The following is a 15,791-nucleotide window of genomic DNA, read 5'->3' on the forward strand; positions in this document are numbered from 1 at the left end:
TTTAGTAAATTTAAACTGTTCATTTATACTTCCTTAAGGCTTTTAAAAACCGTTCAGGTTTCCAAATTAGAAAACAAATCTATGAAAAATAAAATTTTTGCAATCCTTCTTTTCCTTTGCGCTTTTACGCATGTTATTGCTCAAAAATATTACGATGATCAATGGAAGAAAGTCGCTGAGAATTACAAAACTGGTAAATTCAAATCCAATCTTCCTTTAATTTTAGAAATTCAAAACCAAGCTATGAAAGAAGACAATGCCGTGCAACTCATTCGTTCTTTGAAAGCAGAATTCAGTATCGTGAATCAAACCAGAGATGATACTCAAAATAATGCTTCGAGCCAGTTTTTTACGAAATTAAAAGGATTAGATCAAAAATTGAAAGGCGATGATAAATTGTTATATCAAGTTTTATTAGGAGAATTTTTTAGTGATTATTACAATCAAAATCAATGGCGAATTAATCAGAGAACGAATCTGAACAATCAGGATTTTGCCCAAATTGAAACGTGGTCAAAACTAGACTTTAAAAATTATTTGACTCAGCATTTTTCCAAATTGGAAGCGAATAAAAGTGATTTGCAAAAAATTCCGATGTCCAAATACAAAGTAATTTTTGAGCAAACAGAAGACTTAGAATACTTTCCGACTTTGTTTGATTGGAATGCGATGAACGAAATTAAATTCTACAATAATTCCCAACTCTTCACCCCAAACGAACTGAAAGTGAATCAACCTAAGATATCAAATCTGTATTCCGAATTGATTCAAAAAAATAGTGGAAACTCAAAATTATATTTTCAGCATCAAAAATTAAATGATGATTGTGCTTTGTCGAATTGTAAAGTTAAAGTCGGAAAACTGCGAAAACTAGTCATTAATGCAAGTGCTGCAGATGATTATCAACTGGTTATCATTGGTGAGATCATTGATCATTTACAGAATAAAGAAGATTTTAAGTTGGCTTTAATGGAGATCGACCAAGCCAAGAAATTATATCCAAAGTCAAAGTTTCTCAACAATATTTTGAATCAAGAGAACAGCATTCTTCAACCAACCCTTACCATTCATTACGAAAATCATACGCAGGCAAACCGTCCGATTCACTTAGTTGCCGAAGCAAAAAACGTTTCCAAATTTTCTTTAAATATTTATGAAGTTAAAGAGGATCAGCAAAATTTTTTAAAATATGTGGCCAATCAGTATCAGAAAGATCGTTTTGGTGCGGTTAAGAAAACTTTGGTAAAAAAAGAAACTTTTGAACTTCAAAATTTAAAGGATTATAAATCTCATAAAACATCACTCGAAATAAAAGCACTTCCGTCTGGAATTTATCTCGCCGAATATGTCGTTGAAAATTCTATTCAGCAAAATTTTTATTTCATCGTTACCAATTCCAGAATTATTTTTAATAAAAAGGAGGAGCGGAAAACGAGTGAAAATCAGATGAAACTAGTCAATCGTGAAAACGGGAAATCAGTCTCTCAGGAAAATCTAAAAATATTTGAATTTACCAACAATCAAAAAGCAAATATTCTTACGGCGAAAACTGATGAATCTGCTATCTTCAAATTACCTGTTTCGAAAGACGATGGATATTATCGTTATTTACTGGTTCAGCAACCGTCGACCAACGATTACAATTTAATGCAGGTCTACGGCAACCGTAATTATGGCGAACAGTTTTCGAAAATAGAATCAAATTTGGCTCAAATTTTTCTCGACCGTGCGATTTATCGTCCGGGACAACTCGTTTATTTCAAAGTAATTAATACTAAATTACTGATTGACGAAGAATCTGTCTCATCTGGAGTCGCACAGACGATTAAGCTCTATGATGCTAATGGTGAGGAACTTTCTTCTCAAAAATTCACCACCAACGATTTCGGCTCGTACCACGGGAGTTTTACTTTGCCTAATGGAAAATTGAATGGTGAATTCTCTCTTCGAATTGATGGTAACAATGTGGATGCCTACAAAGACTTCAAGGTTGAAGAATACAAACGTCCGAAATTTGAAGTGACTTTTGAACCAATAAAAGAGGAATACAAATATGGACAAATTGTTGATTTAAAAGGAAAAGTAATGATGTTTTCCGGTGTGGCTTTGAGCAATGCTACCGTCAATTACGAGATCAAAAAACAAAATATTCGCTGGAGATATTTCTGGTGGTTTCCACGTGGAAATGATAATGAGAATTCTATTTTGGGCGAAGTGAAAACCAATGATAAAGGAGAATTCGCCATTAAACTAGATCTGAAAAAAGATGAAACCTTAGACGGAATTCAAGTTGATAATTATGAGATTAATGCTTCTGTAACCGACATTAATGGTGAAACGCAATCTTCCACCGAAAATGTAAAAGTCGCGTCCGTTTCACATTATATTTCAACTGATGAAATTGCGGATACCTTCACAGATGAACCTATTAAAATTAAGGTTGAAACCAAAAATTACAATAATCAGAATCTAAAGAAATCTTATCAAGTTAGATTATCGAAGCTCCAACCAAAGGAAAGAGTGTATCGCTCTAATTTTGAAAATCAAATTCAGGACTTACCGAGTTTTTCAAAACCAGAATTCATTCAAAAATTCCCACACGATTATTTTTCCAAAGAAGAGAAAGACTGGAAAACACAATCTGTCATTCTGAATGGAGAAAAGCAAAGTGAAGAATCTCTCGAACTTGGAAAATTGGCTGCCGGAAATTACAAACTCGAACTCTTTAATATCGAAGGAAAAGACACCATCAAAATAGAAAAGACTTTCGAAGTTTTCGATAAGCGATTTTTAACGGATTCGCAGAAACCTTATTTAAAAGTGCTTCCACCAAAAGCTGAATTCAAGCGAACTGAAAAAGCGAAGGTCTTTGTCTATTCTGCAGTTCAAGATGCCTTGGTTAATGTTTATGTTCAAAACGGAAATGGTGAAACTTTAACGGACCAAAAGAAATTCAAAAATGGATTGTTAGAATACGTTGTTGTTTTCCCGAAAGATGAAAGTATTGATCAAATCAATGTTCAGTTTCAGCTGGTCGCTTTTAATGATGTTCAAACGCAATCTGTTAATTTAAAAATTGCTTCCGACAAAAAACCTTTAAGAATTGAAACCGTAACCTTCCGTGATAAATTACAACCTGGACAAAAAGAAAAGTGGACGGTTAAAGTATTAGGAGCGGATAAGGAGAAGATCAACGCAGAAGTTTTGGCGAATATGTATGATAAATCGTTGGACCAGTTTGCCAGCAATTCTTATTCATTCCGTAAAATATATCAAAGAAATTTCATTTTGAATTCTTATGGAATTACTGAAAGCTTGTCTCAGGAAGATTATAGTAAAAGAGTTCCGTATTTAAAAGAGAAAAACATCAACATTCCAGAATTTAACTGGCTTGATGGTGGATTTAACAGAGAGTTCCTTTATGGAGATGCTTCTGGAATTCAGGTCGAGCGACAAAGTGCGAAATTGGAATCGAGTGATTCTGCAATGGCTCCTGCGCCATCAGTTGCAGATGACGAAGAAGGAATGGTAAAGAAAACAGTTTCAATGATTACTGGTTCCGCAACAAAAAAAACAGAAAATCTTGACAAAATCCCAGTTCGTCAAAATCTAAACGAAACCGCCTTTTTGTATCCAAACTTAATGACCGACAAAGACGGAAATGTAACTTTCGAATTTACATCGCCGGAAGCATTGACCCAATGGAAACTGATGTTTTTAGCGCATACGAAAGATGCACGTGCTGCAACTTTAGAAAAATCGGTAATTACCCAAAAAGAGTTTTCAGTAACGCCAAATTATCCTCGATTTTTGCGGGAAGGTGATGAGTTGAATCTGCAATCAAAACTTTCAAGCTTAGTTGATAAAAAATTGAGTGGAACGGCTCAGTTGCAAATTTTAGATGCCTTTACCAATGAAGATATTTCATCAAAATTCAATTTAAAAGAGACGCAAAAATCATTTGAGTTAAAGGAAAATGGAAATGAAGTTGTGACCTGGAAAGTGAAAGTTCCAAATGAGGTTTCTTCTATGATCATCAAAGTCGTTGCCACTTCGACCTCGCTCAGTGACCAAAGTAGATTTTCTGATGGCGAACAAAAAGCGATCGCGGTTTTACCAAACAGAATGCTGGTGACTGATGCAGTGGCAATCTTTGTGAAAGAAGGTCAAACCAAAACTTTTAGTTTAGAGAATTTAGCAAAGAATACTTCGACAACTGCAACGAACTTTTCAAATACTTTGGAATTGACGACGAATCCGATTTGGGAAATAATGTTTGCCTTACCAAGTTTGAAAAATGATACTAACAATTCTGCGGATGTCGTTTTCAACAAATGGTTTGCCGATGTTTTGGCTTCCGAAATTTTCAAAGCCAATCCGAAATTAAAAACCGTTTTCGAGGAATATCAAAGCAAAGGTTTATTGGTTTCTAATTTGGAGAAAAATCAAGAACTGAAACAATTGTTGCTGGAAGAAACGCCATGGGTTTTAGAAAGTAAAGACGAAACCGAGCAAATGCAGAAACTAGCGAGATTGTTCGATGCGAATACGATGCTAAATTCCATCAATGAAGATTGGAGCGAATTGCAGAAATTGCAAAATCCAGATGGTGGCTTTTCTTGGTATCAAGGTTATCCGAGTTCGTATTACAACTCACTTTACATTTTGAAAAATTTAGGAAAAATCAATGAATGGTTAAAAGGAAACACGGCTGATTATCAATCTTCCGAGCAGAAAGAAATGGTTGCGAAACTCATTAAATATGTTGATTCCGAAGTATTTCGATATTACACTTTTCCGGTCGCTGAGCCTAGTCGAAGCGATATTTGGAATAATTATGTTCTGGACTATCTAGACACCCGAAATTATTGGGAAAAAGACTTTCCATTAAAAGGAAAAGGAGCACAATTAAAAGCTTTGGTCATTAAAAAAGCGCCGACCGCGAAAATTACAGACTTTACGTTCTTTGGGTTGCATCGTGCGGCTTTACTTTTCAACGATTACAAACTTCCAGCAGTTTCTAAAAAATTACTGACTTATTTAAAAGATACATCAACCGAATCAGAAACACAGGGAATTTACTGGAAACAAAATTTAAATGATTGGGGATGGTATTCTTCGAAAACCGTGAATCACGCCGGAGCATTGGAAGCTTTCAATAAATTAACGCCAACTGATGAAACTTTTATAGAAGAAATGAAAATTTGGTTGATAACGCAGAAAGAAGTCAACTCTTGGGGAAGTTCGCGCGGAACAGCGGAAGTAATTTTCACGATTCTAAATTCCGGAAAATCCTGGACGACGGCAGAAAGCGATAAAGCGACCATAATCTGGGGCGGAAAAGAATTGTCCAATCCAGATACAAAAGCGACAGGTTACATAAAATCAACTTTAAAAGATGAAGAAATCGAAACTAAATTGGGAACCGTTACGGTTACAAAACCAGGTCCTGGAATTGTTCAAGGTGGATTGTTCTGGCAATATTATGAGGATTTGGATAAAATAAAATCTTCAGAATCTTATATTTCAATTAGCAAAGAATTGTACAAAAAAGTAAAAACGGTGAATGGGGAAGAGTTGCAGAAAATTAGTGGCGACACTCCGCTGAAAGTCGGTGATAAAGTTACCGTAAGAATGATTCTGAATACCGATCGGAACATGGAATTCATTCACTTGAAAGATATGCGAGCAGCAGGTTTTGAACCTTTAAATGTGATCTCTGGTTACGAATGGAAAAACGGTTTAGGTTACTATCAGTCAACCAAAGATGCCTCGACCAATTTCTATATAGAAAATATGAGAAAAGGAAGATACGTCTTCGAGTACGATTATATCTGCAATGCTTCAGGAACGTTCAGCAATGGAATTACGACTTTGCAAAATTATTACGCACCGCAAATGAATGCGCATACGAAAGGAACAAAAATCACGATTACCGAATAACTCACTTTGCCAAATCGTAGATTCCATGAAGTGAAAGTTTAAAATCTTTGGCAAAGTTTTAAAATTCAATCCGTTTCAATTTTGAAACGGATTTTTTCATTTCTATTTGTATTGACAAATTACACTATTTATATGTTAATAAATTTTTACCGAATCCGAAGAATTTAACAACAATAACCGTGGATGAAATCCATGGAAACGTCAAGATAATTATTTGCAGATAAATTCCAACGCATAATACGTTTTTGACAAATGTCAAAGGATTCGGTTCTCATTCTCCGCAACTTTGTACCAACAAACAAACTTAGAAATGAAAACCTTTAATAGTTTCAGCAAACTGCTGTTTTTTTTTCCTGCCTTCGCCTTTGCACAATCAGCACCGACTTTACAGGAATTAATTGATAGCGCTTTAATCAACGACGGAACATTAACCCAACAAACGCTCGAAAATAAATATACCCAACTCGACAATCAAAAGCTGAAAGATATTTTTCTGCCGAAAGTTGAAGTGTCGGGTAAAGCTGGCTATTTATTTACTTCTGCTCATCTTAAATCGCCTGAGATTAATCTTCCGCCAGTTCCACCGATTTTTCCTGGAGCCAATATTCCAGAAGGTCGACTTAATAATAACCTCCATATTTCAGGAATTTCTACGATGGCGAAAGCTGAAGCCAGTGTGCTGCTATATTCTGGTGGAAAAGTAAAATATCTAAAGGAAGCCAACAGAGAGAAAAGTATTTCCGAAAACTTATTGATGCAAAAAAGCCGTGATGAAATTATTTCGGACGTTTCAAAAGCCTACGATCAAATGGCTTTGGTTCAGGAATCAAAAAATGTTTTAGATGAAGGGAAAAAACGTTTGGATATCAATCGAAAAACGGCAGACAAGGCTTTAGGCTACGGTTTAATTACACCTTACGACCGAAAAAAAATTGAGTTAGCGCAAGCGAATCTGAATTCTAAATTGGTTGAATATGAAGGTAAGAAAGAGCTTTTAATTACACAGCTTTATTTATTGACAGAAATCGATCGCGAAAGAATCGCTCAAATTCAACCGAAATTAGAAACGATTTCCTACGAAGTTTTAGATCAGAATATTGAGAATAGAGTAGAGCTCCAAGCTTTGGATCACGGCATCAAAGCAACTGATTATAAAATAAAAGCCGAGGAAAGATGGTGGGTTCCTAAAGTTCAGGCACAAACTTCCGTAAGTTATTTCGAATTGTTTAATAATAACATTTCAACTTCAAAAGAATTGTTGCCCAACAGCGGAAAGAAACTGGATTTGCATCCTGCCAATTTAAATATCCTTCCTTTAGTTCAAGCTGGAGTTGGTTTTAAATGGGATATTTTTGATGGCAATGAAGGAAAACACTTGGTCGAAAGAGCCAAGATTGAAAAGGAGATTTTACAAAATAAAAGGCGGGATGCCTCCAAACAATTAAACTTGAATTTAGCGAATAATCGAACCAATTATACCATCGCCAATTCATTAATTCAATTAAAGGAGAAATCTAGAGAAATTGCAAAACAAGGTTTGGAACAGGTCGAAAAAGAATTTCGGTACGGCACAAAAACTTCTTCAGCTTTGATCGATGCGGAAAATGATTTAGAAAACGCAGAATTGGAATTGCAAACTGCGATCTTTAATCAAAGAAGAAGCGCCATTGAACTAATGAAATCGACCCAAAATTTGCAGATCGAGAAACTTTAAAAGAAAGAGAATAGACTTCAAGATAATAGATAAATGACGGAAGGAATTTCATCATCATTACAACAACAAACAAACAATAGACATGAAAAATAGTGTATTAACTTCTTTGGCTTTGGCAAGTGTTCTCACGCTTGCAGGCTGCAAAGAATCGAAACAAGAGCGACTCATCGTCGGGAAAACAAGAAAAGAAGTCGTTTCTTTTTCACCAAAATTGACAGGTAGAATTCTGAAAATATATGTAGAAGAAGGACAATCTGTAAAAGTCGGCGACACGCTTGCGATGTTAGATGTTCCTGAGGTTTCTGCTAAAATTGCTCAGGCTAAAGGCGCAACTTCTTCGGCTCGAGCTCAAGTTCAACTGGCTAAAAATGGGGCAAGTCCCGATCAACTTCGTCAGTTGAAAGCCAAACAAAATGGTTTACAAGAGCAGTTTAAATACGCGCAGAAATCGTTCGGGCGTGCAAAAAATATGTACCGCGACAGTTTGCTTTCTCCCCAAAATTACGATGAATATTTTGCAAAATATCAAGGAGCAAAAGCGCAATTGGATGCGGTGAATGCTGAACTTCATGACGTTCAACTTGGAACCCGTTACGAAAAGATTGAGATGGCTCAAGGTCAACAAAACCAAGCGATGGGCGCTTTGCAAGAGGCGAATGTTGCTTACTCTGAAAGATACGTGATCGCGACAAATGAAATGGAAATTGAAACGATCTCTTTAAATAAAGGAGAATTAGCCACAGCCGGTTATCCGCTTTTTACGGGTTATATTCCAGAAACATCTTATTTCAGATTTACAATTCCCGAAAGTAAAATTGCAAAATATCAAAAAGGAATGTCGGTCAAGATGGTGGTGAATTATTCTAATAAAGAATTCGCTGGTAAGATTGTATCCATAAAACAGTTGGCGAAATATGCCGATATCACGACGGCTTTCCCCGATTATGAACCGGAAGAAGCGATTTATGAAATTAAAGTCGTTCCCGTCAATCCAAATTTAACAAAAGATATTTTGGTGAATTCCAATGTTACTTTGAAATAATCGAGCGTCATGAAACAAATCAAATATTTATTGAAAAGAGAGTTTCGGTTATTCTTCACGAACAGAACGATGCTGTCCGTTTTCTTTCTCGCACCCATTTTTTACGCTTTATTGATTGGGTTCACTTACCAATCTGGAAAAGTGGAGAATATTCCGGTGATTCTTGTCAATCACGATAATACCCCTTTGTCCAATCAGGTGGTGGAAATGTTACAGGACAGTAAAACGTTGAAAGTTCTGAACTATATTCAGGAACCTGCGAATTTGAAAGATGAAACCATCAAGACTGAAGCTGCTGCGGTAATCGTTATTCCCGAACGTTTTGAAGCGATGATGCTCCAGAAAAAATATCCCGAACTCAATGTGTATGTCAACACTTCTAATGTTTTGACGGCAAATTTCGCGACTAAAGCCATTCAACAAATTTTAGGAACTTTTGCCGCCGGTGCCGAAATTAAAACTTTGCAGAAAAAAGGAATGAATTTTGAGTTGGCAAAAACCCAGTTCGAACCGTTCAAAGCGAATTATATTACGCTCTTCAATACCACGAGTAATTACTTGATTTTCATGTGGCCGGCGATGATGGCTGTGGTTTTACAACAAGTGATTTTATTGGCCATGGCCGTTAGTTTCTCTGAAGAATTTAAAAGAGAATCGTTTATCAAGGATTTTGCCGGCAAAGAGAAATACGCCATTTTGGTCATGGCCATTAAGTGTCTGCCGATTTGGGTTTTTGCCAACTTTAATATCTTATTTTTCTACCTGTGCAGTCTGTACTTCAAAATTCCGATCCCCGAGATTCTTTGGAATTTCTTTTTAGTAACCGCAGTTTTTGTCGTGGCAGCAACCAATCTGGGAGTTTTGGTTAGTATTTTGGTTCCAGATGCTTTGAAAGCGACGCAGATTTTAATGGTGGTTGCGTCTCCGGCTTTTATCATCAGCGGCTTTACTTGGCCGACGTATGCGATGCCAGAATTCATTAAAAACTTTACCGCGATTATTCCGCTAACGCCGTATCTAGAGGCTTTGAAGATTATGGTCGTCCAGAACGGATCTGATTATCTGACCAAAAAATATCTGGTTCATCTTCTAATTTTAGGTTGGATTTATTTCATTTTAGGCTGGATCGCCTTGAAGATTAAAATTCATTTCCTACTTAAAAAATATAAAATCACTGAAGATGATCAGGAAAATTTCCCAGAGGAGAACAATCCAAACTTGATTATAGAAGGATAATTCTCAGGAGTAGAAAATAACAGTTTTCATACTGTTTGTTTGTTGGGAGCGTCTGGACTTAGGTTCAGACGTTCTTTTTTTATGTGTTTGATTTTGGGCAGACCATTGGCAAAGCCGAATCTTTTTTATTTTTATGTTATTTTTATGGCAGCGATTTCCGCCTTCCACTCCCGCTTTTTTCGCTCCACTTCGTTCCGCAAAAAAGAGCTCCGTTCAAGTCGGGCTGCAACTTTCGCTTCTTTCAAAAATTATATTTTATTTAAAATTATTTAAATAAATACAAGTTTTAGCCTTAGCTGAGTGAAACGCCTTTGCGTTCTTATTTTTTTTTGAAATTCGAAAGATTTACTTTGCGCTCGTCGTGTTAAAATTAATTTAATTTTAGGAAAAATAAAATCAATGAAGATTTTCAATTCCTTATCCTTTTTAAACTTAGACTCTTTGCTGAGTGAAACGCCCCTGCCTGCCGGCAGGCAGGTTTGCGATCGTAATTGATGCGATAATAAAAAATTACTTTGCGTCCTTCGCGTTTAAATGTTTGCAGCTTTACTGGTAATTCAATTTCTAAAAATATTCGTTCAACATTCTTTTCGTTATTTTTGTGAAAACCAAATCACGTGAAACTTCTAGAACAAATTTCAAAATACATCAAATTAGATTCCCTGACCGAGGATTTTTTCTATACTGAAACCCAGACCAAAACCTTTGCAAAAGGCGAGTTATTAAGCCATCAAAATACCTACAATCGAAATGTATATTACATGGAAAACGGTTTGGCGAGAATGTTTTACTACGAAAAAGGCAAGGACATCACCACCAACTTCTATTCTGAAGGAAAAGCTTTTGGCAGTGTTGATACTATTTTCAGTAACGTCGCTTCCGTTTATAATATTGAGACTTTAGAAGAAAGCACCATCACTTTTTGTGATTACAAAAAGTTAGAAGAACTGTGTTCCATTTCGTTGACCTCTGCGAATTTCAGCAGGTATATTTTGGGTAACTTAATGACCCAAATGTCTAAGAGAATGAGTTCGCTGCAACACATGACCGCCAAAGAAAAATACGCCCAACTTCTAGAAGAAAATCCGAATATAATTCTGCGCGCTCCGCTCGGAATGATCGCCACTTATCTGGGGATTTCGCAGGAAACGCTCAGTCGAATTCGCAGTGAAATATAAAATGAGATTAATTGTCTAAATAATTCTATTTTTGTTTGGTAAAAATTAATCCATGGAAGACGTTTTCAATTCAAAAGAAGCTCAGAACTATATTGACCGGATCAACAAGCTGTCACCCGAAACGAATAGAATGTGGGGAACAATGACCGTTGATCAAATGTTGGCGCATTGCAATGTTACTTACGAAATGGTGTACGAACCGCAAAAACATAAAGCTCCTGGCGGAATTGCAAAGTTTATTTTAAAGAATTTTGTAAAGTCAAAAGTGGTGGGAGAAAAATCTTATTCGCAAAACTCACCCACGGCACCACAGTTTAAAATAAATGGAGATCAGGATTTCGAGTTAGAAAAAAAACGACTAATCGGCTTTATTCAAAAAACACAACAATTGGGACGAGAAGCTTTTGACGGCAAAGAATCGTTCTCTTTCGGTAAACTAAAAGCCCAGGAATGGAATAATATGTTCTCAAAACATTTGAATCATCACTTGGAACAATTTGGAGTTTAATATGAAATACTTAATTATAGCGCTTTTGTTTTGTAATCTTTTCTCTGCGCAAAACAAGGTAGATTTTACTGAAATAATTAAAAACAACACTGATTATTTTGAAGGAAAAAAGGCGGAGAAGCACGACGTAAAAATTAAATTCGACTCTGTTTACAGTAGTAATCAAAAGGAATATTTAGTTAAGGGCGTTGCAGAAATTGATGATAAAATTCTCAATATTTCTGGACAAATAATTTTTAATCCAAAAGAAACAAAAAAGTTAAGGGATCGTAGTATGTATAATTTTGATGTTGTTTTGAATGCTGAAAACGCATCTGGTCCAACACCGGTTTTCGACGGAAGATTAAATATAAAAATGATACCTAAAATTTTTAATGTCATTGTATTTGAAGGAATTTATCAAGATGAAAACGGAAAAAATCCAATGAATTTTGATAATTCTGACCAGATTATGAAATATTTGGAATCATTAAAAAAGTAAACAAATAAACACAAAAATGAAAAATATTTTAATAGTCTTTACGCTTTTCAGCACTTTTGCTTTTTCGCAGATGCCCAATGTTTCCAACGTTTGGATGAATAATTCTCAACCTTATCTAGGAACGATCAGCGCGGAGAAAATGCCGATTAAGGTAAAAATAATTACCTCCGATCAAGACAAGAAAAATGATCAGGAATATTTCGTCTCAGGCTTTTCTTGTAGAAACAACCAATACCAAGTTCGAAGGCAAACTCAAAATTAACAAGTACAAAGCTGGTAAGAAGAGAAATTCAGTTTTCGGCGAATACGAATTGGCGGAAGATGGTACGGGAAAACATTCTGGAATATTAAAAGGTAAATTTATTTACACATTCATGTGGAATAAAAAAAAGGAGAAAATCGAAAAGCAATTCATCGAATTTTTTGGGACTTGGAAAAGTTATGATGGCGCTTTAAATTACCCGACGAACTGGAGAAATCAATAATCTAAAAATCAAAATTATGGCAACCGTCAATCCTTATTTGATGTTCAATGGAAACTGCAAAGAAGCATTTGATTTTTATAAAAATGCTTTTGGGAAAGAATTTGCAGACATTAATTTCTTCAGCGATATGCCGCCACAGGAGGGAATGCCACCTTTGTCTGCCGCTCAGAAAGGAATGGTGATGCATGTTAAATTAGAAATTTCCGCAGAAACTATTTTGTATGGTAGCGATATTTTTCCGGGAACTCCAGACTTTAAAACCGGTGACAATTACGCAGTTTCTATCAATGCAGATTCTCGCGAAGAAGCCAACCATTTGTTTAGCAAATTATCCGAGGGTGGAACCGTCACAATGCCCTTAGCAGATACCTTTTGGGGCGCTTATTTCGGTATGTGGAAAGATAAATTCGGAATTGACTGGCTGGTGAATTATGATGATCCAGCGAAAGTCCAGCCACAGTAAAATGTTCCTCTTTGATAATGCTGGAATAAACATTCAACTAAAAAAAACCCTTTCAGCCTTTTAAAGGCTGAAAGGGTTTTGTAAAATATTTCGATAAAATTTAGATATTTACATTCTCTAAAATAATTGCGTAACCTTGTCCCACGCCGATACACATTGTCGCCAACGCATATTTCTTGCCAGTTTTATGAAGTTCCAAAGCCGCAGAATACGTAATTCTGGTTCCACTCATTCCCAACGGATGACCTAGAGCAATCGCGCCACCATTGACATTTAGACGCGGATCATCGTTAGCAATTCCAAGCTCTTTTAATACCGCAATACTTTGGGCTGCAAATGCTTCATTGAGTTCAATGATATCGATTTGATCCAATGTTAAGTTGGCTCTTTTTAAAGCTAATTTGGTCGCTTCAACAGGACCAATGCCCATAATTCTCGGTTCAACTCCGACCACCGCGGAACAGACAATTTTTGCTAAAGGTTTCAAGCCATAATTTTTCACTGCTTCATCTGACGCAATGATTACGGCAGCTGCACCGTCGTTTAAGCCTGAAGCATTTCCGGCAGTTACACTCCCGTTTTCTTTCACAAACGCCGGTCGCAATTTTCCTAATATTTCCAAAGTTGAAGCTGGCTTGATGAACTCATCGTTATTAATGACGATCGCATCACCTTTTCTTTGTGGAATTGTAATCTCTGAAATTTCTTCTGCTAACCGTCCGCTTTGTTGAGCTTTCGCGGCTTTCATTTGAGAATTCAAGGCAAACTCATCTTGTTCTTCACGCGATATTTTATAAAGTTCTGCTAAATTTTCGGCGGTTTTTCCCATCGCCTCAATGCCGTACATTTTCTCCATGGCAGGATTGACGAAACGCCAGCCAAAGCTGGAATCAAACATTTTGGAATCGGTTCCAAAAGCTGATTCGGATTTTGAAAGAACATAGGGAGCGCGAGACATTCCTTCCACACCGCCCGCAATAAACAAATCACCTTCGTCTGCTTTTATGGCTCGCATTGCCTGAACTATCGAGCTCATTCCTGAAGCACATAATCGGTTCACCGTTTCCCCAGGCACATTCATTGGAATTCCAGCCAGCAGTAAAGCCATTCTGGCTACATTTCTGTTGTCTTCACCCGCTTGATTTGCGCACCCAATGATGACATCATCAATTTTATCTAAAGGTAAAGCAAGATTTTTTTCAATCAAATTTTTTAGGACAGACGCCATTAAATCATCAGTTCTGACTGCTGCCAAACTTCCTTTAAAATTCCCGATGGCTGATCTGGTGCCGTCAATAATATATGCGTTTTTCATTTTTACTTTTTAGGAACCGTAAATTTAGGAAAATTAAAAAGACTTCCTATTTGGAAATCTTTTAGATAAATTCAATGCTTTAAGTACTTTAATGAGCTTTGTAAATTTTTAAACAACTGCTCAGAAAGACAATTCCGGCTGCAATTAAAGCCACTAAATGAATCTCCTGACTAACTTCTTTATTCGCTACAGCAATAGCCACCAAAGCCCAAACTGCAACAAACGCAAAAACTGGAGCGTTCTTTTTCCAAGTCATGAATAGATGAATAATTGAAGCGATGATCATTAAAATAATTGTCCATGTAATTTCTGAAATTCCTAATCCATTCCATCCAATTTTGGTCAGCCATGCAGCTGCAGCGGCGATTAAAGCAACACTTACCCAACCAGCATAAATCTGAAACGGAAAATTGATAAACCATTTTTGAGCTGAACTTGCATTATATTTTAAAGCTTCCAACACGATCATTAAAAGCGAAATAAAAGCAACTAACAGCACGATTACAGATAAACCCGTAAAACCATAAAGCCAAGTCAGAATCCAAGCACAGTTAGCGATACAGGAGACTACAAACCACCATCCTATCTTTTCTAGAAAGGCATCAGCTTCATTTTGAGAAGGTTTAAATAAATTTCTGCCGGTGTAAAAAACAAATCCTATCAAGAGTAAATAGATGAGACCCCAAATTGAAAAAGCGTACCCAGCTGGCGTAAATAAATTTTGATATTGACTAGAAACATTCGCGATGGTTTTACCATTAAAAATGCCTGTGTTGCTCAGATAGTTAAAGATGATGGTGAAAACGAGTGCTATTCCATTAGCGATTTGTAATTTTTTCTTCATGTTTAAGATGTTTGTGGAGTTTTTATCGAGACTCTAGTTTTAAATTGATTTTCAAATTTACCTTAAATAGAAAGAATGTGAAATATCATAGTAATTAGTTTTAATGATGATTGAATAATTATTAACTTTAATACAATCAAAAAAAATAAAAATTATGCACGACAATGTAGTAATTAAACAGCGAGTAAATGCGCCAGCGGACAAGGTTTGGAATGCCTTGACGGACAAAGCGCAAATGAAGAACTGGTATTTTGATATCGATGATTTCAGTACAGATTTACACACGGAATTTAGTTTTTACGAATCTGGTGGAGAAAATAAATACCGGCATCAAGGTCAAATCTTAGAAGTGATTCCGCAAGAAAAACTAAAATACTCGTGGACTTATCCAGAGTTTTCAAAAGAAAAAACAATCGTGAAGTGGAATCTTCAAGATGAAGGCGATCAAACCTTAGTTATTTTAACGCACAAAGGATTGGAATATTTAGAGCATTTAGGTGAAGAATTTAGTAAAGACTCTTTTGATAGAGCCTGGACAGAAATTGTTTCTATAAAGTTTAAAAATTATATCGAGCAATAAAT

The 15,791-nt window shown here is 36.1% G+C and carries 13 protein-coding genes; 11 read left to right on the forward strand and 2 right to left on the reverse strand.

Annotated elements, in window-relative coordinates:
- Positions 1-81: 81 nt before the first annotated feature.
- The 10 genes from BMX49_RS08430 (at position 82) to BMX49_RS08475 (ending at position 13,050) form a co-directional block, all read left to right on the forward strand.
- Entirely contained in the window at positions 82-5,943 is a 5,862-nt protein-coding gene (locus BMX49_RS08430; protein WP_034715988.1) for an alpha-2-macroglobulin family protein, read from the forward strand.
- A gap of 310 nt (positions 5,944-6,253) precedes the next feature.
- Complete coding sequence (locus tag BMX49_RS08435) at positions 6,254-7,657, forward strand: TolC family protein (protein ID WP_051803479.1); 1,404 nt, start codon at positions 6,254-6,256, stop codon at positions 7,655-7,657.
- A gap of 82 nt (positions 7,658-7,739) precedes the next feature.
- Positions 7,740-8,699: an HlyD family secretion protein gene (locus BMX49_RS08440; protein WP_034715986.1), complete on the forward strand. Its 960-nt coding sequence runs from the start codon at positions 7,740-7,742 to the stop codon at positions 8,697-8,699.
- A 9-nt stretch (positions 8,700-8,708) separates the two neighbouring features.
- The gene (locus BMX49_RS08445; RefSeq protein WP_034715984.1) at positions 8,709-9,935 is read left to right on the forward strand and encodes an ABC transporter permease; all 1,227 of its coding nucleotides are present in this window, start codon (positions 8,709-8,711) and stop codon (positions 9,933-9,935) included.
- Between the two features lie 617 nt (positions 9,936-10,552).
- A complete protein-coding gene (locus tag BMX49_RS08455) occupies positions 10,553-11,113 on the forward strand; it encodes a Crp/Fnr family transcriptional regulator (protein WP_034715982.1) in 561 nt (186 codons plus the stop codon).
- A 52-nt stretch (positions 11,114-11,165) separates the two neighbouring features.
- Positions 11,166-11,621 (forward strand): DUF1569 domain-containing protein, encoded by a 456-nt coding sequence (locus tag BMX49_RS08460; protein ID WP_034715980.1) that lies wholly within the window; start codon positions 11,166-11,168, stop codon positions 11,619-11,621.
- A gap of 1 nt (position 11,622) precedes the next feature.
- Entirely contained in the window at positions 11,623-12,102 is a 480-nt protein-coding gene (locus tag BMX49_RS08465; RefSeq protein ID WP_034715978.1) for a hypothetical protein, read from the forward strand.
- 16 nt (positions 12,103-12,118) lie between these two features.
- Positions 12,119-12,364, forward strand: coding sequence for a hypothetical protein (locus tag BMX49_RS14875; RefSeq protein ID WP_246005120.1), 246 nt, complete (start codon positions 12,119-12,121; stop codon positions 12,362-12,364).
- Positions 12,288-12,587: a hypothetical protein gene (locus tag BMX49_RS14880; protein WP_246005121.1), complete on the forward strand. Its 300-nt coding sequence runs from the start codon at positions 12,288-12,290 to the stop codon at positions 12,585-12,587. The genes BMX49_RS14875 and BMX49_RS14880 overlap by 77 nt, the downstream gene beginning before the upstream one ends.
- A gap of 16 nt (positions 12,588-12,603) precedes the next feature.
- The gene (locus BMX49_RS08475) at positions 12,604-13,050 is read left to right on the forward strand and encodes a VOC family protein (RefSeq protein WP_034715976.1); all 447 of its coding nucleotides are present in this window, start codon (positions 12,604-12,606) and stop codon (positions 13,048-13,050) included.
- Positions 13,051-13,150: 100 nt separating this feature from the next.
- Here the strand turns inward: BMX49_RS08475 and BMX49_RS08480 are convergent, their stop codons facing one another.
- Together BMX49_RS08480 and BMX49_RS08485 are read right to left on the reverse strand one after the other, a co-directional pair.
- Positions 13,151-14,365: a 3-oxoadipyl-CoA thiolase gene (locus tag BMX49_RS08480; protein WP_034715974.1), complete on the reverse strand. Its 1,215-nt coding sequence runs from the start codon at positions 14,363-14,365 to the stop codon at positions 13,151-13,153.
- Positions 14,366-14,453: 88 nt separating this feature from the next.
- Entirely contained in the window at positions 14,454-15,209 is a 756-nt protein-coding gene (locus BMX49_RS08485; RefSeq protein WP_034715972.1) for a TspO-related membrane protein, read from the reverse strand.
- A 154-nt stretch (positions 15,210-15,363) separates the two neighbouring features.
- On the opposite strand from BMX49_RS08485, the gene BMX49_RS08490 reads away from it, so the two are divergent.
- Positions 15,364-15,789 carry an SRPBCC family protein gene (locus BMX49_RS08490; protein WP_034715970.1) on the forward strand — a complete coding sequence of 142 codons (426 nt, stop codon included), beginning with the start codon at positions 15,364-15,366 and terminating at the stop codon, positions 15,787-15,789.
- The last annotated feature ends 2 nt before the right edge of the window (positions 15,790-15,791 follow it).

Source organism: Kaistella antarctica (assembly GCF_900109615.1).
GTDB classification, from domain to species: Bacteria; Bacteroidota; Bacteroidia; order Flavobacteriales; family Weeksellaceae; genus Kaistella; species Kaistella antarctica.